The organism is Ruminococcus sp. SR1/5, assembly GCF_000209835.1.
GTDB lineage: Bacteria > Bacillota > Clostridia > Lachnospirales > Lachnospiraceae > Blautia_A > Blautia_A fusiformis.
The window spans coordinates 2,628,312-2,648,100 of the sequence record NC_021014.1 but is presented as its reverse complement, the minus strand read 5'-3'; the positions used below and the strand labels follow the sequence as shown (position 1 = coordinate 2,648,100).

Annotated in this window: 27 protein-coding genes and 1 pseudogene; 23 read left to right on the top strand and 5 right to left on the bottom strand. The window is 37.1% G+C overall.

The window, feature by feature from the left end; all coding sequences use genetic code 11:
• Positions 1-22: 22 nt before the first annotated feature.
• From CK1_RS13215 to CK1_RS13115, 19 genes and pseudogenes are all read left to right on the top strand, one after another.
• A complete protein-coding gene (locus CK1_RS13215; RefSeq protein ID WP_015526705.1) occupies positions 23-1,897 on the top strand; it encodes an AAA family ATPase in 1,875 nt (624 codons plus the stop codon).
• A gap of 140 nt (positions 1,898-2,037) precedes the next feature.
• The gene (locus tag CK1_RS13210; protein ID WP_044961321.1) at positions 2,038-2,505 is read left to right on the top strand and encodes a helix-turn-helix domain-containing protein; all 468 of its coding nucleotides are present in this window, start codon (positions 2,038-2,040) and stop codon (positions 2,503-2,505) included.
• Between the two features lie 54 nt (positions 2,506-2,559).
• Positions 2,560-2,871, top strand: a complete 312-nt coding sequence (locus CK1_RS13205; protein WP_306288923.1) for a hypothetical protein — start codon at positions 2,560-2,562, stop codon at positions 2,869-2,871.
• A gap of 526 nt (positions 2,872-3,397) precedes the next feature.
• Positions 3,398-3,733, top strand: a complete 336-nt coding sequence (locus tag CK1_RS13195; protein ID WP_243151962.1) for a hypothetical protein — start codon at positions 3,398-3,400, stop codon at positions 3,731-3,733.
• Positions 3,734-3,824: 91 nt separating this feature from the next.
• Complete coding sequence (locus CK1_RS13190) at positions 3,825-4,034, top strand: DUF6462 family protein (RefSeq protein WP_005609464.1); 210 nt, start codon at positions 3,825-3,827, stop codon at positions 4,032-4,034.
• A gap of 93 nt (positions 4,035-4,127) precedes the next feature.
• Positions 4,128-4,298 carry a hypothetical protein gene (locus CK1_RS13185; RefSeq protein ID WP_015526701.1) on the top strand — a complete coding sequence of 57 codons (171 nt, stop codon included), beginning with the start codon at positions 4,128-4,130 and terminating at the stop codon, positions 4,296-4,298.
• Between the two features lie 35 nt (positions 4,299-4,333).
• Complete coding sequence (locus CK1_RS13180) at positions 4,334-5,569, top strand: site-specific integrase (protein ID WP_015526700.1); 1,236 nt, start codon at positions 4,334-4,336, stop codon at positions 5,567-5,569.
• Between the two features lie 140 nt (positions 5,570-5,709).
• Positions 5,710-6,213, top strand: coding sequence for a methionine--tRNA ligase subunit beta (locus CK1_RS13175; protein ID WP_227574222.1), 504 nt, complete (start codon positions 5,710-5,712; stop codon positions 6,211-6,213).
• A gap of 314 nt (positions 6,214-6,527) precedes the next feature.
• Positions 6,528-7,010, top strand: a complete 483-nt coding sequence (locus CK1_RS13170) for a helix-turn-helix domain-containing protein (protein WP_015526698.1) — start codon at positions 6,528-6,530, stop codon at positions 7,008-7,010.
• A gap of 438 nt (positions 7,011-7,448) precedes the next feature.
• Positions 7,449-7,658, top strand: coding sequence for a DUF6061 family protein (locus tag CK1_RS13165; protein WP_176815408.1), 210 nt, complete (start codon positions 7,449-7,451; stop codon positions 7,656-7,658).
• Between the two features lie 749 nt (positions 7,659-8,407).
• Positions 8,408-8,794, top strand: a complete 387-nt coding sequence (locus tag CK1_RS13160; RefSeq protein WP_242999646.1) for a hypothetical protein — start codon at positions 8,408-8,410, stop codon at positions 8,792-8,794.
• 205 nt (positions 8,795-8,999) lie between these two features.
• Positions 9,000-9,350, top strand: coding sequence for a hypothetical protein (locus tag CK1_RS13155; RefSeq protein WP_306288922.1), 351 nt, complete (start codon positions 9,000-9,002; stop codon positions 9,348-9,350).
• Between the two features lie 23 nt (positions 9,351-9,373).
• A complete protein-coding gene (locus CK1_RS13150; RefSeq protein WP_015526696.1) occupies positions 9,374-9,538 on the top strand; it encodes a hypothetical protein in 165 nt (54 codons plus the stop codon).
• Positions 9,539-9,681: 143 nt separating this feature from the next.
• The gene (locus CK1_RS13145) at positions 9,682-10,011 is read left to right on the top strand and encodes a hypothetical protein (protein ID WP_306288921.1); all 330 of its coding nucleotides are present in this window, start codon (positions 9,682-9,684) and stop codon (positions 10,009-10,011) included.
• Positions 9,980-10,860 (top strand): annotated as a pseudogene (locus CK1_RS18440) (DUF6560 family protein). Before CK1_RS13145 ends, CK1_RS18440 begins: the two are co-directional and overlap by 32 nt.
• Before the next feature lie 31 nt (positions 10,861-10,891).
• Positions 10,892-11,458 carry a hypothetical protein gene (locus tag CK1_RS13130; protein WP_015526695.1) on the top strand — a complete coding sequence of 189 codons (567 nt, stop codon included), beginning with the start codon at positions 10,892-10,894 and terminating at the stop codon, positions 11,456-11,458.
• A 184-nt stretch (positions 11,459-11,642) separates the two neighbouring features.
• The gene (locus CK1_RS13125; protein ID WP_015526694.1) at positions 11,643-12,092 is read left to right on the top strand and encodes a hypothetical protein; all 450 of its coding nucleotides are present in this window, start codon (positions 11,643-11,645) and stop codon (positions 12,090-12,092) included.
• 33 nt (positions 12,093-12,125) lie between these two features.
• The gene (locus CK1_RS13120; protein WP_015526693.1) at positions 12,126-12,332 is read left to right on the top strand and encodes a hypothetical protein; all 207 of its coding nucleotides are present in this window, start codon (positions 12,126-12,128) and stop codon (positions 12,330-12,332) included.
• 387 nt (positions 12,333-12,719) lie between these two features.
• A complete protein-coding gene (locus tag CK1_RS13115) occupies positions 12,720-13,451 on the top strand; it encodes a hypothetical protein (protein ID WP_005334769.1) in 732 nt (243 codons plus the stop codon).
• A gap of 219 nt (positions 13,452-13,670) precedes the next feature.
• Here CK1_RS13115 and CK1_RS13110 read toward each other — a convergent pair whose 3' ends face one another.
• From CK1_RS13110 to CK1_RS13090, 5 genes are all read right to left on the bottom strand, one after another.
• Positions 13,671-14,381, bottom strand: a complete 711-nt coding sequence (locus tag CK1_RS13110) for a DUF6040 family protein (RefSeq protein WP_008369915.1) — start codon at positions 14,379-14,381, stop codon at positions 13,671-13,673.
• Positions 14,359-15,762, bottom strand: coding sequence for a MobA/MobL family protein (locus CK1_RS13105; RefSeq protein ID WP_502685109.1), 1,404 nt, complete (start codon positions 15,760-15,762; stop codon positions 14,359-14,361). The genes CK1_RS13110 and CK1_RS13105 overlap by 23 nt, the downstream gene beginning before the upstream one ends.
• On the bottom strand, positions 15,759-16,079 hold the full coding sequence (locus CK1_RS18910; protein ID WP_502685108.1) for a MobA/MobL family protein: 321 nt from the start codon (positions 16,077-16,079) through the stop codon (positions 15,759-15,761). The genes CK1_RS13105 and CK1_RS18910 overlap by 4 nt, the downstream gene beginning before the upstream one ends.
• Positions 16,080-16,495: 416 nt before the next feature.
• Positions 16,496-16,720, bottom strand: a complete 225-nt coding sequence (locus CK1_RS13095) for a hypothetical protein (protein ID WP_015526691.1) — start codon at positions 16,718-16,720, stop codon at positions 16,496-16,498.
• Between the two features lie 140 nt (positions 16,721-16,860).
• On the bottom strand, positions 16,861-17,091 hold the full coding sequence (locus CK1_RS13090; protein ID WP_004843519.1) for a helix-turn-helix domain-containing protein: 231 nt from the start codon (positions 17,089-17,091) through the stop codon (positions 16,861-16,863).
• 171 nt (positions 17,092-17,262) lie between these two features.
• Between CK1_RS13090 and CK1_RS18905 the strand changes: the two genes are divergently transcribed.
• From CK1_RS18905 to CK1_RS18890, 4 genes are all read left to right on the top strand, one after another.
• Positions 17,263-17,613 (top strand): helix-turn-helix domain-containing protein, encoded by a 351-nt coding sequence (locus tag CK1_RS18905; RefSeq protein WP_502685107.1) that lies wholly within the window; start codon positions 17,263-17,265, stop codon positions 17,611-17,613.
• Positions 17,499-17,891, top strand: coding sequence for a hypothetical protein (locus CK1_RS18900; protein ID WP_502685136.1), 393 nt, complete (start codon positions 17,499-17,501; stop codon positions 17,889-17,891). Before CK1_RS18905 ends, CK1_RS18900 begins: the two co-directional genes overlap by 115 nt.
• A gap of 86 nt (positions 17,892-17,977) precedes the next feature.
• Positions 17,978-18,637 (top strand): site-specific integrase, encoded by a 660-nt coding sequence (locus CK1_RS18895; RefSeq protein WP_015526689.1) that lies wholly within the window; start codon positions 17,978-17,980, stop codon positions 18,635-18,637.
• Between the two features lie 38 nt (positions 18,638-18,675).
• Positions 18,676-19,272: a site-specific integrase gene (locus CK1_RS18890; RefSeq protein WP_502685106.1), complete on the top strand. Its 597-nt coding sequence runs from the start codon at positions 18,676-18,678 to the stop codon at positions 19,270-19,272.
• Positions 19,273-19,789 lie beyond the last annotated feature (517 nt).

Here is a 19,789-nt window from a genome sequence, read left to right as displayed (position 1 = left end):
CAGACGGGAAAGGATGATGAAAATGCAGTATACAGAAGAACAGATCGCAAGAGCAAACCAGACAGATCTTGCTTCTTTTCTGAATGCACGGGGAGAACAGTTGGTAAAAAGTGGCAGAGAATACCGTTGGAAAAAGCATGACAGTGTAACGGTATCAGGAAATCGCTGGTATCGTCATAGCCAGAATAAGGGTGGCTATCCGGTGGATTTTGTGATGGAATTTTATCATGCCACATTTCCGGAAGCGGTGAAGATGTTGATCGATGAAGAAGGCGAAGGCAGGCAGAAGTCCTGCCTCGCCCCGTCACCTGACTTCCGGTTACCGGAGAAAAGTGAAACGAATGAGACGGTCATAAAATATCTGACAGAAATCAGGAGGCTTGAGAAAGATCTGGTGGAGGAATGGATTGCCGGTGGGAATATTTACGAAGAAAAGAAACACCATAATGTTGTATTTGTCGGCAGAGATGCAGACGGTATTCCGAGATATGCGCACTGCAGGGGAACTGGCGGGATAAAATATCGGGGAGATGTAGCTGGTTCGGATAAATCTTATGGATTCTGTCACAGAGGAGAGGATAATCAACTGTTTGTATTTGAAGCAGCCATTGATCTGCTGTCATTTATCCAGTTATTTCCAAAAGACTGGAAGAAACGTAGCTACCTGAGCCTGGGCGGAGTCTCCAGTGTGGCACTGATGACTTTTCTTTCTGAACGCCCTCAGATTACTTCGGTTTTCCTGTGCCTGGATAATGATCACGCAGGAAATGAAGCTTGTGAAAAATTGGCAGGAGAAATTCCGGATGGATATCGTGTGATCCGGTTGAAACCTGCCAGAAAAGACTGGAATGAAATTCTCTGTGACGAAAATGCTGACAGAAAGAAAGTGATACAGGAAACCGTTACAATGAAAATGCAGGAGAAAGAAGCACTGGTGCCGATGTTATGTTATAAAGATATTGAACAGACCAGTGTGGAATGGCTGTGGTTCCCTTATATTCCATTTGGAAAACTAACAATCATTCAGGGCAATCCGGGAGAGGGAAAAACCTATTTTGCCATGATGCTGACAGCAGCGTGCACGAACCGTAAGTTGTTTCCAAACATGGAAGATATTGAGCCATTCAATGTGATTTACCAGACAGCAGAGGATGGCATGGGCGATACTATTAAGCCAAGACTGGTGGAAGCAGGAGCAGATCTGAGCCGGGTTATGGTAATTGATGATTCGGAAGAAGTATTGACCTTATCCGATGATCGGATTGAAAAAGCGGTCAGACAGAATCATGTCCGGCTTGTAATCATTGATCCGGTACAGGCATTTATCGGAGCAGATGTGGACATGAACCGGGCAAATGAAGTTCGTCCGGTATTTCGCAAATTGGGTATGATTGCAGAGAAAACCAGTTGTGCTATCGTACTGATTGGTCATTTGAACAAATCTTCTGGGACACAGAGTACTTACCGGGGGCTTGGCTCTATTGATATCATGGCAGCAGTAAGAAGCTTGATTTTTATTGGAAAAGTGAGAAAAGATCCGACAACGAGAGTGTTGATTCATGAAAAAAGTTCTCTTGCACCGCCAGGGGAGACAATGGCTTTTAAACTGGGAGATGAAGAAGGTTTCCGATGGGTGGGAGCTTATGAAATTTCGGCAGATGAATTGTTAGATGGAAAAGAAGGAAAAGCAACCGAAACAAAGCTGGAACGAGGAGCAAAGCTGATTCAGGAACTGCTTGTTGATAAAAACGAAATTTCAATCAGGGAATTAGACGACAAAGCAAAGGAACAGGGAATATCCGGGAGGACAATGCGTGATGTAAGAAGCCGGATGAAGAATGAACTGGAGTATTGGATAAATGAGAAGCAGGAAAACTGTATTCGGTTAAAAGTGTGATTAATATTAAAGAATAATCCAACCAATCAGAACCGTTTAACAATTGTATAGATCGTTGAATTTAATGCTACATTTTAATGCTATAAAAATTGACAAATGTAGCATTAAAATGTATGCTTGATTTTAGGAGGTGAGATTCTTTGGACACGTACACAGTAAAAGAAGTTGCCAAAATGATGAATACGTCTGAAGAAACTGTTAGAAGATGGATTCGCTCAGGGAAATTAAAGGCTAATATGGATTCGCGGAAGAAGGGGAGTGTTATCACTGATGCAATGTTGAGAGAATTCACAAGGAATACGCCTAAATATGCTGCTGCATTGGCTAATCCGATAGGAGGAATTGTTGCTGCCTCGACATTGTTGTTAGGAACTTTTGTAGCAAAGAATATTGAAAAAGGTGAAGCAATAAAGAATTCTACTGTTGATTCGGAGGAAATAAAAAAGATATTGAAAGAGAATCTTGTAACGGTTAATGCAAATATAAAAAATAAGAAGAAGGCTATTGCCCAGCTTGAACAGGAAATAGTTGATGAAGAAACAAAGGTAAAAAGCCTGGAATATTTATTGAAAAACATTGAGAATGTAAAGGGGGATGCAAATGAGTGATCTTAGTAAAAAATAACAGAGTTATTGTCTAATGAATGTAAAGCTGCACCGGATATGACGCATGGTCTGAAAAATATCGGTGATGGGGATATGAAAGAGGGAATGAAAATTATGGTAGATTTTTTTGAAGAAAACGGTATGAGAAAAGGCGCATTGCTTGGTGCAACAGCAACTCTTGCTGGGGTAGGACTAATAGTTGGAGCAAAAAAACTTTATTCAATGAAAAAAGTTCATAAAGAAAAAGGTGAGAAAATTCTTAATGGATTAAAACAGGGAATAGAGAATGAACTGACGGAAAGCATTGAAGATTATGAGTGTACTAAAGAAAGTGAAAAAGCAGAAAACATTCAGGCAGATAATGTGTGATGTAAGAGACCGAATGAAGAATAAACAGGAATATCTGATTAAAAAACGGATGGTGGCAGACAGATTAAGAAGGTACAGCGTTTTATAGATACCTTATCTGCCGTCTGCCACCTGCCGGCGTATGGATATTTTTAAGTGTATAGGAATAAGTAAATTTGGATTGACAGAAAATATAGAAAAGCGTATTATAATAGCAAGAGGTGGGATTTCCCACACAAATGCTTGCGTAGGAGGTGTTGATAATGGAAGCAATGAAAGATTATGTTGCTCATCTGGACAATAAAAAAGGATTACCCTCAGAGGAGCTGCTTATCAGTATTATAATGTAAAAGAATATGGAAATGGCTGCATTATTCTGGAACCTCGGGAACTGGCAGTGCCAGAGAGCATTTCAGCCAGAACCCTGGCAGATATGGATCGTGCAGTAAGTAACTTTAAAAGAGGAGATGTTTCTCCGGCTATTGACCTGTCAGATTTTTAAAAGGAACAAAGAATGAACTTTAATATACGAATGGGAATCCCTGAAATGCAGGAACTTTGGCTAGATCTGCAGGAGAAATATCGTTCTGGGAATATAAAAAAGAAGGAAGAACAGTTGTATAAAAAATGGGGAAAGGCTTTAAAGCTGTTATCGGCAGATCCAGGGTATCCAAGTCTTCAAACCCATGAGATAGAGCCATTGTCCAGACGTTATGGAATGAAAGTGTGGCAGTCTTATCTGGAAAACAAAACCAGTGGCGCAATGAGAATGTACTGGGTTTATGGACCAGACCAGAAAGACATTACGATTATCGGACTGGAACCACACCCGGAAGATAAGAAAAATGGCGCATATGACCGAATTTCACTGTCGGATTTATAGAATAAAACTGAATATGGAACTTAACACGAGCAGTTAGTCTATGAAAAAATAGGGTAGCTGCTTTTTTCATGCCCAAAAGGAGGTGTCGTGTATGGGATATGCACGTAAAGATGTAGAAAAGACAAAGAAAATAGCCAAGAAATTTGTCCGTTATCAGGAAGGGGCAGAACTTTACAGCATTGGGCTGACAAAATTCCAAGAGCTGGCAAAAGAGGCGAAAGCAGTGTACAAGATTGATAAAGTTGCGCTTGTAAATTGTGAGATCTTTGAGAAATATCTGGAGACATTTCGGATTGCGTAGAAAACAGAAGAAACTTGCGGAAGGACGAAAAACAGGGATTGACTTTTTGTCATACGAAAATTATAATGTGGATGTGGAGGAATAAGAACAGATATGGCGAGAACAGGGAGACCAAAATCGGAAAATGTAAAAAAGAAAGTATTGAGTATCCGGGTGGAAGATTCTATGTATAAGCGTATCTGTGATTATGCCGGAAAACACAAAATGACTGTGACAGAAGTTGTCTTGCAGGGACTGGAGAAAGTTTTGAACAGACCTGAATAATATGGAGTCCTTCCTTTATTTGAAGGAGGATTTATATGGCACAGACAAGAAAAGATCTGCGGGGCAGAGTCCTGCGGAAAGGTGAATCACAGAGACGTTCCGATGAGAGGTATGTATATACTTATACGGACCCACTTGGAAGACGTAAATATGTTTATGCACAAGACCTTGTAACGCTTCGGGAAAAAGAAGCACAACTCTTGAAAGATCAGATGGACGGTCTGGATATCTATGTTGCCGGAAAGGCTACTGTAAATTTTGTATTTGACCGTTACATGAGTCTCAAAAACAATCTGAAACCGACGACCAAGAGCAATTATCTGTATATGTATGACCGCTTTGTGCGAGATACATTTGGAAAGCGGAATATAGCAGAGATCAAGTATTCAGATGTAGTGCAATTCTATAATTACCTGGTTGAGAAACAAGAATTGCAGATCAATACACTGGAAACAGTTCATACGTTACTGCATCCGACTTTTCAACTGGCAGTGAGGGATGACATTATCAGAAAAAATCCTTCGGATGGTGTCATGGCAGAGTTAAAGAAAAATTTGGGTATGAAAACCGGTGTGAGACATGCACTGACAATTCCACAGCAGAGAGCATTTATTGAATATATTGCCACGCATCCGATTTATTATCACTGGTGGCCAATCTTTACCGTTTTTCTTGGAACTGGCTGTCGTATCGGTGAAGTGTTGGGATTGAGATGGGAAGACATCAATTATAAGAAGCGGATTATCTGCGTTAATCATAATCTGACGTATTATCCGGTAGGTGAGGATCGTGCCTCAGAAAATCACATTTCAACACCGAAAACAGAAGCTGGGATGCGGACGATTCCTATGCTGGATGCGGTAAAAGATGCTTTTGAAATGATCTGGGAAGAACAGAAAGAGAAAGGCTGGACGGATGCAGAGATTGATGGAATGACAGGATTTATTTTCTGTAACCGTTATGGAAATATAATGAATGCACAGTCAGTCAATCGGGCAATCAAGAGGATATCTTCTTCCTACAATGCGACGGAAGAAGTAGAAGCAAGAAAAGAGCATCGAGAGCCAGTGCTGCTCCCCAACTTTTCGGCACACAATCTGAGACACACTTTTTGTACAAGACTTTGTGAAAGAGAAACCAATCTGAAGGTTATCCAGTCGATCATGGGGCATAAGGATATTCAGACTACTATGGATATCTATGCGGAAGCGACCGAGGAGAAAAAACAGGAAACATTTGAACATTTGGCTGCAACAATGGATGTATTTTAAGAAGGGCTTATGAAGACTTCCATCTGACAACAGAAAGAACCAAATGACATCAAATTGACAACAAATATAATTTGACAATGGTTCATCATGAATAATGATGAAGAGAAGACAATTTAATAGAAACAGCCCAGCGAAGCGTTATGAAGAATAACGAAGAAATGCTAAAAAAATTCCCGACAATGAAGTCCCTGGACGCTGATAAGAAAGCTTCCAAGACTTCCGAAGCAGCTCCGGCAGCTGCAGAAGTGAAAGCTGAGCCTGAAAAGATTGATTTTTCTAAGGTAAAGATTGAGCCTTTGTTTGAGGAAGCAGTTGATTTTGACACATTCAGCAAGTCAGATTTCCGTGCAGTAAAGGTTAAAGAGTGTGTTGCAGTACCGAAGTCAAAGAAACTCTTACAGTTCACTCTTGATGACGGAACAGGCACAGACAGAACTATTTTAAGCGGTATTCACGCTTATTATGAGCCTGAAGAACTGGTTGGAAAGACGCTTATCGCTATCACAAATCTTCCACCGAGAGCTATGATGGGCATTGACTCTTGCGGTATGCTCCTCAGTGCTATCCACGAAGAAGAAGGCGAAGAAAAGCTCCATCTTCTGATGGTTGATGACCATATTCCAGCAGGTGCAAAGCTCTATTAAGATGATGTAAAGATGTACCGTTTTACCGAATAGACGGGACGTACTTCATTTGATAAAAAACTAAAAACAGCGATTTACATCAAACTTACATCATTTGATGCAGAAATCGGTGCAAGCAAGAAAAAATCGCATAATTAGTACAATGAGTGGGCAATTCCAATCGGAGTTGCCCATTTTTAAAACAAATAGAAATACAAATCGGAAGTTTACGGTCTGTAAAAGACCTTTGACACACGGAAAACATAGATGTCAATGCACTTTGATAGCGAAAATAAGACCTTTCGATTAGTATGAGTATGCAAGGAGGTGACGAGATGGAACTTGGAAAGCAAATAAAAATGCATCGTCAGGAAGCACATTTATCCCAAGAGGAGTTAGCCAATCGTGTTTATGTTTCAAGGCAAACAATCTCAAATTGGGAAAATGATAAAAGCTATCCAGATGTGAATAGTTTGGTATTACTGAGTGAAATCTTTCAAATTTCCCTTGACAATCTAATCAAAGGAGATATTGAAGTTATGAAAGATGTAATTCAAAAAGAAGAAATTGAAAAGATGAATCGCTATGGAAAATCCTACACTATAATGCTAATTGCAACTGCTGTTTCTGCAGTTCCGCTATTTATGTGGCTTGGTGTTTGGGCATTCATTCCTTGGGGAATCATTTGGGCAATCTCTATGTACTTTGCCTTTAAGGTTGAAAAGGTAAAAAAGATAATGATGTTCAAACCTATAAAGAAATTGTCGCATTTTCTGAGGGAAAACTTTTGGATGATATTCATAAGCAACGAGAAATAGGCAAACGTCCTTATCAAAAAATTCTTTTAGTTATAGGTACTGCGTTGACAACATTTGTTGTTTGCGTTTTAATTGGTTTTCTGATGCACATCCTTTTGAACTAATAGTGATGGAACGCCAAATTCCAGTTGATATTGCACTTATTTTAGGAAATTTAATAACTGTTATATTTGATTATCAAATTCTTCGCAAACCCTTGAAAATACTAAGTTTGTAGCAAGTGAGCTTTCCCTTACTCTTTCCTTTGTGTTATATTCTCCCATTAGCTTTCATGAATCTTAATATGGGAAAAAATAAGGGAAAGAAAATTTCATAACACAGTATAACAATAACGACATGGTGAACTGATTGAAATGTTTTCGATATTTAACTCTATAACTGATTATTAAAAGAAAATAGAGATAAGATACGATGAGAACAATTTATGCATAATACAACATAAAACACGATAGTATTGATGTTTACACAAGTGTTGGATATATGCTTCGCATTGATTGCTGGGGAGCTGAAAAAGATTTAAAAACCACATATGGATCAGAATGTGCGCTTACTTCATTGGCTGTGGATGAGCCTTTAGAATATGCAAGATTATATCTCGATGGCAATTTACAGATGTGGATAGATTCAGAAGATTCACTTGAATTATAGAACAAGAATAACGGGTAGAAAACTTCTGATGCCCATTTTACAAGGGGGTCGAGTTTTTTATGTCTGCTGGAGTACTATTTTCGGGATAATGGCGAAAGGCTTTAGCGGTATAGTTAGAAGCACCGTTTCCATATTTTGTATTGGTTATGGTTTTTATATAATCGCTGGAATAATAGTCAATTGTAGAGCAAATGAAATAGACACAGGGGATTAAGGAAGAGTTGAAGGCAGATAAACAGATGGAATGGGTAGCAAATAAATACTATACAAGAGTGTGAAAAGGGAATTTTGAATAAGGAGATGATTTGGCAATAAGGTGCAGTAATCTGGTGGAAAGCAAGTCTGAAAATGGCTTGCTTTTTGCTTTACAATGTGGTTAGTTGATGTATATAATTATGATAAAGAGATAAAATTGATTTTTATATTTTGGTTCGATATTGTGATGCAGTTTTTCTATATTAAAAAATATACGAGGTTATAATGAAGAATAAAAGTTATGATTATATCTTTGGAAATGGAAAATTTAATACTTGGTTCAACATTATAGTTAGTATTATTAGTTGTTCAGCAATATCGTTTTGTTTAACCGAACTTTTGTTTTCCTTTGATTTTAAAGTGAGTTTTCAAAAAGCACTGATTTTTACCATACTTTTTGTGATTTTTTATTATTGTTTTATTACTTTATAAAACAACGTACTTATAAACTATTCGATCAAAAAATAACATATGGATTTAGGGAACGAAAAATTTTGTATGCGGATATCCATTCATTAGTTTTTACACTATCCTCCAGACCTAAAGGAATATATGATATTGGACTGGGAGAACCATACCTATACATAAAAGAAAATGGGAAGAAAAAATATATATGCAATATTACAATTTATTTGGCATATCCAAGTGTTATACAAAAAAGATATGATATCAATATAAGCAATGGGCAGATAGGAATGTCTCCTGCCTACAGTTTTAACTGTTATGATATAAAAAGTATTTTCAATTTAATACATCATTCAAAAGCAAATATTTATGTGACGAAGAGTTTTCTTCTCTTTAATAATTGGACAATAAACAGATTTTGCAAAGAATACAATATCTCTATGGAAATGGTTCAGCTTATAAATGATGGAAACTAATGTAAAAAATTTGTATTGTATTGAACTTTAGAAAACCTTTTTATGAGAAAGGAAAGCATATGCAAGAATATTATAAAATATATTTTCCTTATTCCAAAGAATATTTATTGGAACAGATTAAGAAGACTACAAAACCATTATGTATTTCAAACCAGGCTTATAGAGATATGGCACTTGCAGCCTACAAAGAAGAGGATAATACCTTATGTATCGGATATGCAGCAGGAAGTATGACAGGCGGTGGCTGGGAAATGCTCCAGACACATATAAAAAGCTATGGGGGAGATGTAATGCTGGAAGGTACGTTTGTGCTTTTGCCATACATAAAAAAGCTGCACTATTTTTTCTGCTCATAGTGATTTTATTTGCATTGTTTTTTTCTCAGGGAGATTTATTGATTTTAACAGAATGTTTGATTTTATTTATGTTTCCATTATATCTGCTGTATAGGAATATTTCTAAGATAGGAAAATGTGAAGAAGGGCGACGGCTTGTTTTATTATATCTGGAAAAGGTGCTTCATGCAAATGTGGAAATATCCGTAGAGGAAGAATAAAGAAATGATAGGGGAAAACGAGAATGAAAAAGATTAATGAACAAACAAAAAGTTTTTTACTATACGGTATAGAAGATGTGATTAAGCTGAAAGAAATCTACAAATTAGATGGAGCAATCTTGTTTCTAGTATTTTATTTTCTTTTATCTGAATCAGCTCCATCACCGTTTTTTCAAAAGTATTTTTAGTTATTGTTTATCTTGGATTCGTGATTCTTAGTTTTTCAAGAACAGAAGTGACAGGGAAAAAGGTTTTTTGGATCATTGGAATACAAAGTCTGACGTTTTCTATTTTGTTCTGTTGGGCAGCAACTATCCTCATGCTGACAACTATGAAAGAAGAATATTATAAGAGGTATCTAACCATACTCGTTATCATTTACATACTGGTAATCGCTGCATACATTTTTCTTATAATAACTTTGATTAAAAAAGATATCTACAATCCATCTTCTTCCAAAAAGCTGGCTGGAGGATGGTGTATTACTAGTTTTGTATTGCTTGGAATGGGTGTCGCAAAAGTACTTAGTAGCAGCGTTGAATATACAGCCATGATTAGAATTGCAAGCCTTTGTTCCTATTTTTGTTCTTTGGGTTCTATCTTAGGAGTTTTTCACCTGGTAAAGTATTTTGCTGTCAAAAAATGGGAGGTTGAAAAATGAATATTTTTATGAAAAGAATATAGATGAAAATAATTATAGCATCCAGGAAGAAGGATGGCTGGGAATTTTATTTTTGGTTGGAACTATATTTTTCTCAGGATTACTTTTGTATGGTTTTATAGACGGACAGGCGGATTTTTCAGTTATAGTGGCGTATGGAATATTGATTGCTTTTTCTGGAATCTGTACCCTGCATTTGTTCCTGTGGAGAGTCAAGATAAATCATGATGTAATTGAATACCGGTCGTTTTTTGGAAAAAATATTATAAATTTTCAGATATAACAAGAAGTGTACATAAAGAAAATGGTACATTGGAAATATATGCAGGGGACAAAATAATATTCAAATTTGATGAAAACATAAGCGCATCATTGTTTGCAAATAGTCTGTCTAAGCATAAAATTTCACAAGAAACATGGTTGAGTTGTAGAGATAAAAAGTGCATCATAAGACCAAAAGAAAGCCACTATGTTCTGCCAGGCATTTTCTTTTTATATTTGGTTTACAATAGTGTGATACTTGTATTCAATGCAAAAGAAACAGCTTTTGTTTTCCTTTTATTCTCTCTTGTACCGGGAGGTATATTTTTCTATTTTTTAATGGACAAAACAATTGTCAAGGATGGATGGCTATATAGAAATGGATTTTTAAGGAAGAACTGTAAAATAAGATTAACGGATATTACCCAGATGAAAAGAAAAAAGAATTTATTTGGAGAAGCTCTTATTTTATATAAAAATCAGAAAAAAATCGCTAAAATTTCTGCCCGAAATAGAAATGTGGACTGGCTGCAAGTAAAGATTGCAGAAATAAAAAAGGATAAGAAGAAATTAGAACGTAAAAAATGAAAAATGTGAATCATATAGGGAGATTGAGTTTATGGATAATGTCATTAGATTAAGTAAATTTGTAAAAAATTTAGGAATAGTAACAACAGTTCTTTTTTTAATAATCGTACTGGTAACATTTGTTACAGGAAATATGGGGGTTGCGATATGTTTTATGCCTTTTGTATTTTTAGGTATTGCTTTAATTTTGGCATACAAGAAACAAATAATTGTAGTAAATGAAGATGAAATTGTATTTAGCTATCTGGTTAAGAAAACTCAGCATATAAAATATAATGATATTCGTTGTATTTTAATGATTCCATTAAATGGTAGAACAGATGTCATATTAATTGATAAGATGTACAATAGACTTGTTACTCTGGAGCAAGTGTATGTAAATTATGATATTTTATATGATACACTTATAAAACATGAAATAGATCTTGTGGATTTTGGTGAGTTAGTTGAACAGAACAAAGATGTATCAAAGTATGTACCTGCTTTAAACTGGATAGAAAAGAATTTCTATAAATCTATATGTAATGAGAATACAACTATCAAAAATATGTCAAAAACAATAGAAAAAGAAAAGCGTAAAAAACAAAGCAATTTTTAAAAGCTTTAGGTTGGATTCTAATAATTGCTGATGCGGTAGCATTTTTTATTGGTGGCAAAACAATGTTAGTTATATTTATAATGGTTTTGATGATTACATATGCAGTGTATATAAAATATTATCCATATATATTTATAGAAGTCACCACAAAAAAGGACAAGAACTGGCGTATCAATTACCATTTATGGGTGCAGCAATAGCAATGCTTTTATCCCTGAATACGAGTAAACTCTTTAATTATGAATTTGGAAACTATATGAAGATTACGGCAATTATTACTGCTTTACTTGCACTGCCATTTATTATTAAATCTTTAAAAACAGATGTACCACAGAAATTTGGACGTAAACTTTCAGTTGTATTTGCTGCTTTTATAATCGCATTTACAATTAGCTTCCCAATAAATTTTTTATTTACATTTGATGGGGCAACTCATGAAATTGCAATTGTAACAGACAAAAAGATTAGCAGTGGTAAAACTAGAGATAGAGAGTTATATGTAAGTTGTAATGGTAAAAGAGAAATATATACTGTTTCAAACAGTGAATATGAAAATACATCAATAGGCGATAGTAAAAGAATTTGTAGAAGAAAAAGTGCATTAGGATTGGAATATAGTACGATACATGATTAATATTTATTTAAAGATAAGGAAGGAATATATAAGATGAAAATATTGTTAGCAGTAGTTGGAGGATTATTATTACTGATATTCCCTTTTATAGTTATGAAAAAAGCAAAAGTAACAAAAGAAGAAAATACTGATGAAGCAAGGAAAAAATTTAATGTGTTTCTCATTTGTATGATACCTGTTCCTCTAATAGGCTTCATATTTCTTTTAATAGGGCTTAGAAGTTTTTATAAAATTAAATAAAGGAGAAAAATGTTAAAAACAATGATATATCAATACCAGAAGCCTGCTATGCAGATTTATGTAAGGTGGGTTTTTTTGAAAGAAAACAGGTTAAATTAACAATTATATGGAATGAAAAAATAAGCAGAAATAAACAAATACTTACACTTAAGAAGTTATATCCTGAATTAAATAAAGTGTCTACAGTTGAAATCTATAAAATTACAAAAAAACGAAGAAATGGCAATTTGCAGAGATGGGATGGGGATTTGCTGTTGACTTTTCGCATAAAGCAGAAAAAGCGGGGATAAAAATATTGTTAGAAGAATAACTAAAAATCTTGCTAATGTATAAGTTAAGTAAAAAATAGAATGAAAAATAATCATATAGCAGAGGAGATTGGGTAATATGAAGGAACAAAAGAAATCTTCTTGGGGAGCGGTTCTGGTGTCATTTTTAAAGGAATTTCTATTAAACTCATTCGAAGCCCCAGGTCATCTTTATTATGATGAAAATTTAACTAATGAAGGAAAAAGAAAGAAAAATTATATTTGGAGGGTGCTTCTACTGGTGACTGCGGTAGGAGTAGCTTTGCTTCCTGTTATAGCTTGGAACATGTTTGTTCCAGATGTGCTATGGGCAAAAATAGTTACCGTTGTAGTGTGTGAAGGCTATGTTGTTTTTATAGTAAGTATGGAGATTATCCAAATAAAGGATGAGCTAAAGGAAGATATGTTAAAAATAGGGGGATATAAAATTACTCCCAAAGGAAGTATTTCCCTATTTAAAGAAATTGATTTTAAGATTGCTCAAACAGAGTATTCTTATACAATATTGATTTCTAAGAAACCTTTAAAATGGCTTTATAAGAAGTTTTATGTTACAATCTATGGAAGACATGGAAAAGTAAAAAAGATTGAATTGGTTCGAGCAGACAAAAAGTATTCTACGAAATATGAGACAATGAATGGTACAGTCTTAGAAAAGTTGCAAGAAGAAAATAATAGGTTTTTAAGGAAATGCTTAGGTACTCCCAGTAAAAAGAGTATGACAGGCGTCGAATATTATTATGAGTGGGGACAAATACAATCCTTCTATGATGATCGTTCTTGTCAAACAGGAATTGTAATTATGTTTTAAAATAAGGAATATTGTATCTCTTGCTTCCGTATGCAGAAAGATTACATCGGTACAGAGAAATGTGGTAGTGATACACCAAAGAACACAGGCGAAACCTTATATCTCGGTTCCACAAGTAGCGAATCTTTCAAAAGAGAGAGATGGGTAAAACTTCGCTGTTTATATAATAGTAGGGGACGATGTTTTATCCCCTGCTATTATACGTTTTTTAGCATGTTTTCACCAATATTGCTTGGTACCTAACCGATTTTTCAAATAACATCTGATTCCAAGATATACTCCCTGAGAAAGTACGAAAAGCAATAGAAGATTTACGGAAAGTGCTTTTTTAATTGCTTCTCCAAAATAAATGATGACAGCAGTACTTGTCAGTATCATCAGTAGAGTAATAACATCCCAACAGTTTTTCTTATATAATTCTATAACCTTTATTTCTATCAGTATCGCCAGTATCCCTGTCCCTGCCACACATATTCCGACAACCAATATCAGAAATAACCAATATACCATTCCGGCTATAAAAGGATTTGGAATTTTTGTGCTAATCTGTGCCACAGATTGCCCGGCATCAATTGTCCAACCGATAAAAGTTTGTAGGAATGACGCTGCATCATGGAAGAATGATTTACAATCGGAAAGGAACACATCGGACTGTACTGCCTGAAAAAGAGTGGTTGTCAGCGAATACCATGCAAGAAGGAACAAGGTTGTTTGGAACATTACCGTTTTTGCTTTATACTGTCCGGCAAGTCGCTCTTTTTGTGTTCCGTATTTCGCTTTTTCATTCTGATAGGCTGTCCGGTCACAGGATTCACATTTTTCATAGAGTACCGGCTTTTCTACCGGTATCTCTACGATTTTCTGATGTGTCCGGGCATAATCCCGTTGTTGTGTTAAACAGCGTATTTTATTTTGATATTCCCCGATCATGACGTTTGCGCTTCGCAGCTTCTCTTTCTCGTTCCGCAATGCTCTGTCTGCCAGCTTCAAGTCGTTCTTTAATGCTTGAATATTCCCGGCTCTGTTCTCTTTGTTTAATTTCTCGTTCAAGATCAGAGATTCGTTGAGCTGCGTCTTCAGTTCCACGATAAGCTGGTCTTTCTGTTCCAGTTCTTCTTGTATCTCCTCGGTCAGGAGCAGAAGCTCTTCCAACTGTTCGGCGTTCTTTAATTCTCTGGATTCGTTCATCTATATCACGTCCTTTCTCTATCTGCTGTTCCAGTTCAGCAATTCGGTGTTCTGTTTCAGTAATAAACTGTTTTCGCTGTTCAGCTTCTGTGCCAATTTCTGCCATTGCTGATTTTCGTTTTCCAAAAGTTCTATCTTCGTTTTCTGTTCTTCCATCTTGGAAAGCAGTTCCTCGGTATTTGGCAAAATGTTGAGCAGCCCGGATAACTCGCTGTTTAATTTTTGCAATTTCTGATTCTGTTCCTGCATAAGAGAGAGTTGGGTGTCCCGGTTCTGCATTTCCAGAATCATTTCTGCCATTAAGGTCTGCTGTTCTTCGATTTGCCCAATCATGGATTCCATTAAGGGTATAATTTCCCGGCTTTCTTCTAATGTCATTTAATCGCTCCTTCCATAATGATAATGCACCCGATACTTTCCCAAAGGTGTCCAGTATCTTTTGCAATAACGTGTTTTGTTGTTTTATGATTTGATTTTCCGCTACTTTCCACGAACCTTTTATTTCCTGCCCGGCAAGAAACTTTTGTTCAATCTTTCTTGCGTCAGCGCCTTCATGGATGGTAGGAATCTGGAGTTTTCCCTGTTTTTCATAAGAACGGTGATCGACCTGATTCTGCAAAGGCAGATGTTCATTACATACCTTTGCCCATTCACTCCGCCATAGTTCACAGTTTTTTGGATTGTTCCATCCAGTAGCATCGGTCAGCACCCGTTTCCATTGCAAGCGGTTTCTTGCACCAATCTTCTGGATTCCGTTTTCGTCTAATACAGGGATACGGATTCCATGACGGTCAGGGTTTTTCTTATCCTGCCACCAGTTCGGATGGGATTCATCAATCACGATATTTCCGTTTTTATCTCTGACAAATTCCCAATCCTTGACTTCTTTCTTTCCCCAAGAATGATCCGGGTTAAAAGGGCGCATAGTCAGAAGCAGATGGACATGAGGATTGCCATCCCCTTTGTCGTGGATACTCCAATCAGCGCACATTCCTTTATCCACAAATGTTTTTTGGATATAGTCGGCTGTATATTGAATCTGTTCTTGTCTGCTCCATTCTTTTGGAAGGGCAAATTCAAATGACCTGCCAAGTTGGGCATCCGCACTTTTTTCAATCTTCAATACCTCATTCCATAACCTCTGTTTTTGAAATGTGATTTTAAATTTTTTATAGCAGCTTCTTTATCTTCTGACCTTTTGTATCGGACAGACTTTTGAAAGCGTTTTATATTTTCCTCTGGTACTATCTGCCATTCAGAAGGTGCGTTTTCGCACATCATCAGACTGGTGTAGACCACTTCTTTTTTAGAAGTGTAATAACTGATACTCCCGGTTTCTTCGTTTTTCATCACATCCCCATTGAGATATGCAGAAGCGGAGATAACAGATTTTCCTTTACTTCGTCCGACTATTTTGATTGTGTAATGAAAAATCGCCATGTCTGGATTCCTCCTTTCTGCACATCCGGCATAGATTTCCGGCAACATTGCTTTCAATTTTAGAAAAAGCAGCATTGCCGGAACGCCCTCTGCGTAAGAGTGCCCTGCGCATAGCAGTCTGCATGGAATGCGCCCCTCTGGCGAAGAGTGCCTCCTGCGGCATGAGCAGGTCTGGCTGAAAGCCCCGCCGACGGAACGAGCCCGGCAAGCGTGAGCGCAGACCGGTTGTCACTTGTGGCAAACTTATTGGGACGACCTCTGGTTGTCCATAAGTGCGCCCTTCATGAAAAAGCAATGAAGGGAATGAAAAACTCATCCCCTCCGCCATTACACTTCCTCCATATCGGTATTGGCTTCTTTCTGCATTGCCTTTGAGAAAAACTTCCCATTGGCTTCCTGCCTTTTCAGAAAACCAATCAGCTTTGGGATGTCTTCCTCCTCAATAGGTGCACCAAGAACGGATTCCACTGCACCGCCAATCTGACAGAGCCTATGGGTTCGTTTTTACTTTCTTCGGCTTTCTTTCGTTTCAGAAGTTCTTTCTTCTGTGTTGCATATCTTTTCGCCTTTTCAAGGCTTTCCTGTTCCTTCTTTTCCATTTCAAGCATTCGTTCTTCATAACTTTTTGTTGATTTTGCCATGATTACATTCCCCTTTCTTTTGCAAACATAAGTTCTCGGTTGCGTATCAGAAGAAGCACATGGTATAATCTTCTTGCGTGTAGGTATATCATGGCTTCGGTCTGATAGAACCTTTGGCGGTTTCTTTGGAAGCCGCCTTTTTAATTTGCCGCAGTTCTTGTTACGGCTTTTACATTTCCTCTATCCCTCAAATCACGACCTTCATTCGCTTCCATAAACATTTCCAGAATATCGGTTTTAATCAGGACTTTGCGACCAACCTTTAATACTGGAAGTTTCTTCCATTCTACAAGCTGTCTTAAGGTATTTCTGCCGATTCCCGTATAATCAGCAGCTTCTTCGATGGATAATGCGATTTTTCTTTGCGTCATATAATCACCTCCTTATAAATTGCATTATGCAATTCTTGTGATGTAAGTATATCCTTTCCAAATCTTTTTGTCAAGCGTTACGAAATATTAAAAATAATTTTTATATTGCATATTGCAATTTCAGAAAAACAATGCTATAATTCATACATACCGAAAAAGGAGGCAGTCAGCATGAAAGATAAAGAACTACGCAAGCTGATAGGCAGCAGAATAAAACAGCGCCGTCTGGAATTGAATCTGACACAGCCTTATGTCGCAGAAAAGATGGGTGTTACCGCTTCTACAATCCTGCGTTATGAGAATGGTTCGATTGACAATACGAAAAAATGGTGCTGGAAGGTCTTTCGGAAGCACTCCATGTATCCGTGGAATGGCTCAAAGGGGAAACAGATGAATATGAAACCGACATTACGGATAAGAGAGAATTACAGATTCGTGATGCGATGGGAGATATTCTGGAACAGTTACCGCTTGCCCTTACCAAAGAAGAAGATGCTTTTTCAAAAGATTTATTACTGCTGATGTTAAAACAATATGGTCTGTTTTTGGATTCCTTCCAGTTCGCCTGCAAAAACTTCAAGGGAAATGCTGGTCAGACGGATATTGCCAAAACAATAGGGTTTGAATCGAATGATGAATATAATGAGATTATGTTCTTAAGGGAAATCACTCCTACCATCAATGCTTTTAATGAGATGGCAGACATTGTAAGGCTCTATTCCAAGAAACAAAAAACAGCAGAACAAAGGCTTGCAAATCTTTTATCAGAAGTCTTATACGAAGATTCCGAATCGGTATAGTAAGACAACCGGAGTTATGATATACTTACACGCACGAAGCATTTCATCAGTTCCGATTGTCTAATATCGAAAGGAGACATACGATTATGGCAAAAGGATCTGTAAGAAAAAAAGGAAAGAAATGGTACTACCGCTTCTATGTAGAGGACGCAAGCGGCAATCTTGTTCAGAAAGAATGCGTTGGAACAGAAAGCAAAAGTGGAACTGAAAAGCTGCTCCGTCAGGCAATGGATGATTATGAGAAAAAGAAATTTGTTGCCAAAGCGGAAAATCTCACAGTCGGACAACTTCTGGATGTGTGGGCAGAGGAGGAATTAAAAACAGGTACGCTCAGCAATGGTACGGTGGAGAATTACCTCGGAACAATCCGAAATATTAAGAAACACCCATTGGCAGAACGGAAACTGAAAAATGTAACCTCTGAACATTTGCAATCCTTCTTCGATTTGCTTTCCTTCGGGGGAGTTCATCCCGATGGAAAAGAGAGAAAGGGGTATAGCAAAGATTACATCCATTCTTTTTCCGCAGTCATGCAGCAGTCCTTCCGTTTTGCAGTATTTCCAAAGCAGTATATTACGTTCAATCCCATGCAGTATATTAAACTGCGGTATCAGACGGACGAAGTTGATTTGTTTTCGGATGAGGACATGGACGGAAATATCCAACCAATTTCACGAGAAGATTATGAAAGACTGCTTGCGTATCTTCAAAAAAGAACCCAGCCGCAATACTTCCAATCCAGATAGCCTATTATGCCGGACTCCGTATTGGAGAAGCCTGCGGTTTGGCATGGCAGGACGTAAATCTGGAAGAACAATGCCTTACCATAAGACGCAGCATCCGATATGATGGTTCAAAGCGCAAATATATCATCGGACCAACCAAGCGGAAAAAAGTGAGGATTGTTGATTTTGGAGATACGCTGGTAGAGATTTTCCGTAATACCCGGAAAGAGCAGTTAAAAAATCGAATGCAGTACGGAGAACTTTATCACACGAACTACTACAAAGAGGTCAAAGAGAAAAACAGAGTGTACTACGAATATTATTGCTTAGACAGAACAGAGGAAGTCCCGGCAGATTATAAAGAAATTTCTTTCGTCTGTTTAAGACCGGATGGTTGTCTGGAACTTCCAACTACTTTGGGAACTGTTTGCAGAAAGGTGGCAAAAACATTAGAGGGATTTGAAGGCTTTCATTTCCACCAGTTACGTCACACCTATACAAGCAACCTTTTAGCAAATGGAGCAGCCCCAAAAGATGTGCAGGAATTGTTAGGACACTCAGATGTCAGTACCACAATGAATGTCTATGCTCACTCCACAAGAGATGCTAAACGAAAATCGGTTAGGCTTCTTGATAAAGTGGTAGGCAATGATTAAAGAAATTCCCTTATTTCCCTTGTAATTATCTCATAAGGGCAAAAATAAGGGAAACTACATATCATTTCACTAATGGACAGGCGGGAAAGCCTATAAAATGGGGAAAGTTAGAGGAATAATTATATAAATATCAGTTTGTCAGGTTGCCCTTTGAGAGAGGAGAAATCCTTTTCTCAAAGGGCTTTTTCTATTTATACGGATATTCGCAAACTACAAGATAAAGCCAAAACTTCATATACTCTAAGCACAAGGAGGTTGAGGTTTGGCTATGAATAACAGTTTAGCAAAAGTACACCCGGAGCTTGTTTCGGAGTGGTCGGAAAAGAATTTAACGCTTGCGATGAATGTTAATAATAGAATGTATAATTGAGGTGCTTCGGCATCTCTTTTTTATTATTCTTTAAAAGAGTCGTATTAGGTGTTTGTAAAAAGTGACACCTTGCCGGATAGGAGTTGCGAATAAACCCCTATATCTTGAAAAAATAGATTATTTATAGTATAATGTCAAATGAGTAAC

Bases quoted from the DNA above. Each gene is read 5' to 3' on its own strand.
- CK1_RS13215 (WP_015526705.1), top strand. From the start codon at position 23: ATGCAGTATACAGAAGAACAGATCGCAAGAGCAAACCAGACAGATCTT.
- CK1_RS13205 (WP_306288923.1), top strand. From the start codon at position 2,560: ATGACGCATGGTCTGAAAAATATCGGTGATGGGGATATGAAAGAGGGA.
- CK1_RS13195 (WP_243151962.1), top strand. From the start codon at position 3,398: ATGCAGGAACTTTGGCTAGATCTGCAGGAGAAATATCGTTCTGGGAAT.
- CK1_RS13190 (WP_005609464.1), top strand. From the start codon at position 3,825: ATGGGATATGCACGTAAAGATGTAGAAAAGACAAAGAAAATAGCCAAG.
- CK1_RS13185 (WP_015526701.1), top strand. From the start codon at position 4,128: ATGGCGAGAACAGGGAGACCAAAATCGGAAAATGTAAAAAAGAAAGTA.
- CK1_RS13180 (WP_015526700.1), top strand. From the start codon at position 4,334: ATGGCACAGACAAGAAAAGATCTGCGGGGCAGAGTCCTGCGGAAAGGT.
- CK1_RS13175 (WP_227574222.1), top strand. From the start codon at position 5,710: ATGAAGAATAACGAAGAAATGCTAAAAAAATTCCCGACAATGAAGTCC.
- CK1_RS13170 (WP_015526698.1), top strand. From the start codon at position 6,528: ATGGAACTTGGAAAGCAAATAAAAATGCATCGTCAGGAAGCACATTTA.
- CK1_RS13155 (WP_306288922.1), top strand. From the start codon at position 9,000: ATGTATCGGATATGCAGCAGGAAGTATGACAGGCGGTGGCTGGGAAAT.
- CK1_RS13150 (WP_015526696.1), top strand. From the start codon at position 9,374: ATGAAAAAGATTAATGAACAAACAAAAAGTTTTTTACTATACGGTATA.
- CK1_RS13145 (WP_306288921.1), top strand. From the start codon at position 9,682: ATGAAAGAAGAATATTATAAGAGGTATCTAACCATACTCGTTATCATT.
- CK1_RS13130 (WP_015526695.1), top strand. From the start codon at position 10,892: ATGGATAATGTCATTAGATTAAGTAAATTTGTAAAAAATTTAGGAATA.
- CK1_RS13125 (WP_015526694.1), top strand. From the start codon at position 11,643: ATGGGTGCAGCAATAGCAATGCTTTTATCCCTGAATACGAGTAAACTC.
- CK1_RS13120 (WP_015526693.1), top strand. From the start codon at position 12,126: ATGAAAATATTGTTAGCAGTAGTTGGAGGATTATTATTACTGATATTC.
- CK1_RS13115 (WP_005334769.1), top strand. From the start codon at position 12,720: ATGAAGGAACAAAAGAAATCTTCTTGGGGAGCGGTTCTGGTGTCATTT.
- CK1_RS13110 (WP_008369915.1), bottom strand. From the start codon at position 14,381: ATGATCGGGGAATATCAAAATAAAATACGCTGTTTAACACAACAACGG.
- CK1_RS18910 (WP_502685108.1), bottom strand. From the start codon at position 16,079: ATGGCGATTTTTCATTACACAATCAAAATAGTCGGACGAAGTAAAGGA.
- CK1_RS13095 (WP_015526691.1), bottom strand. From the start codon at position 16,720: ATGGCAAAATCAACAAAAAGTTATGAAGAACGAATGCTTGAAATGGAA.
- CK1_RS13090 (WP_004843519.1), bottom strand. From the start codon at position 17,091: ATGACGCAAAGAAAAATCGCATTATCCATCGAAGAAGCTGCTGATTAT.
- CK1_RS18905 (WP_502685107.1), top strand. From the start codon at position 17,263: ATGAAAGATAAAGAACTACGCAAGCTGATAGGCAGCAGAATAAAACAG.
- CK1_RS18895 (WP_015526689.1), top strand. From the start codon at position 17,978: ATGGCAAAAGGATCTGTAAGAAAAAAAGGAAAGAAATGGTACTACCGC.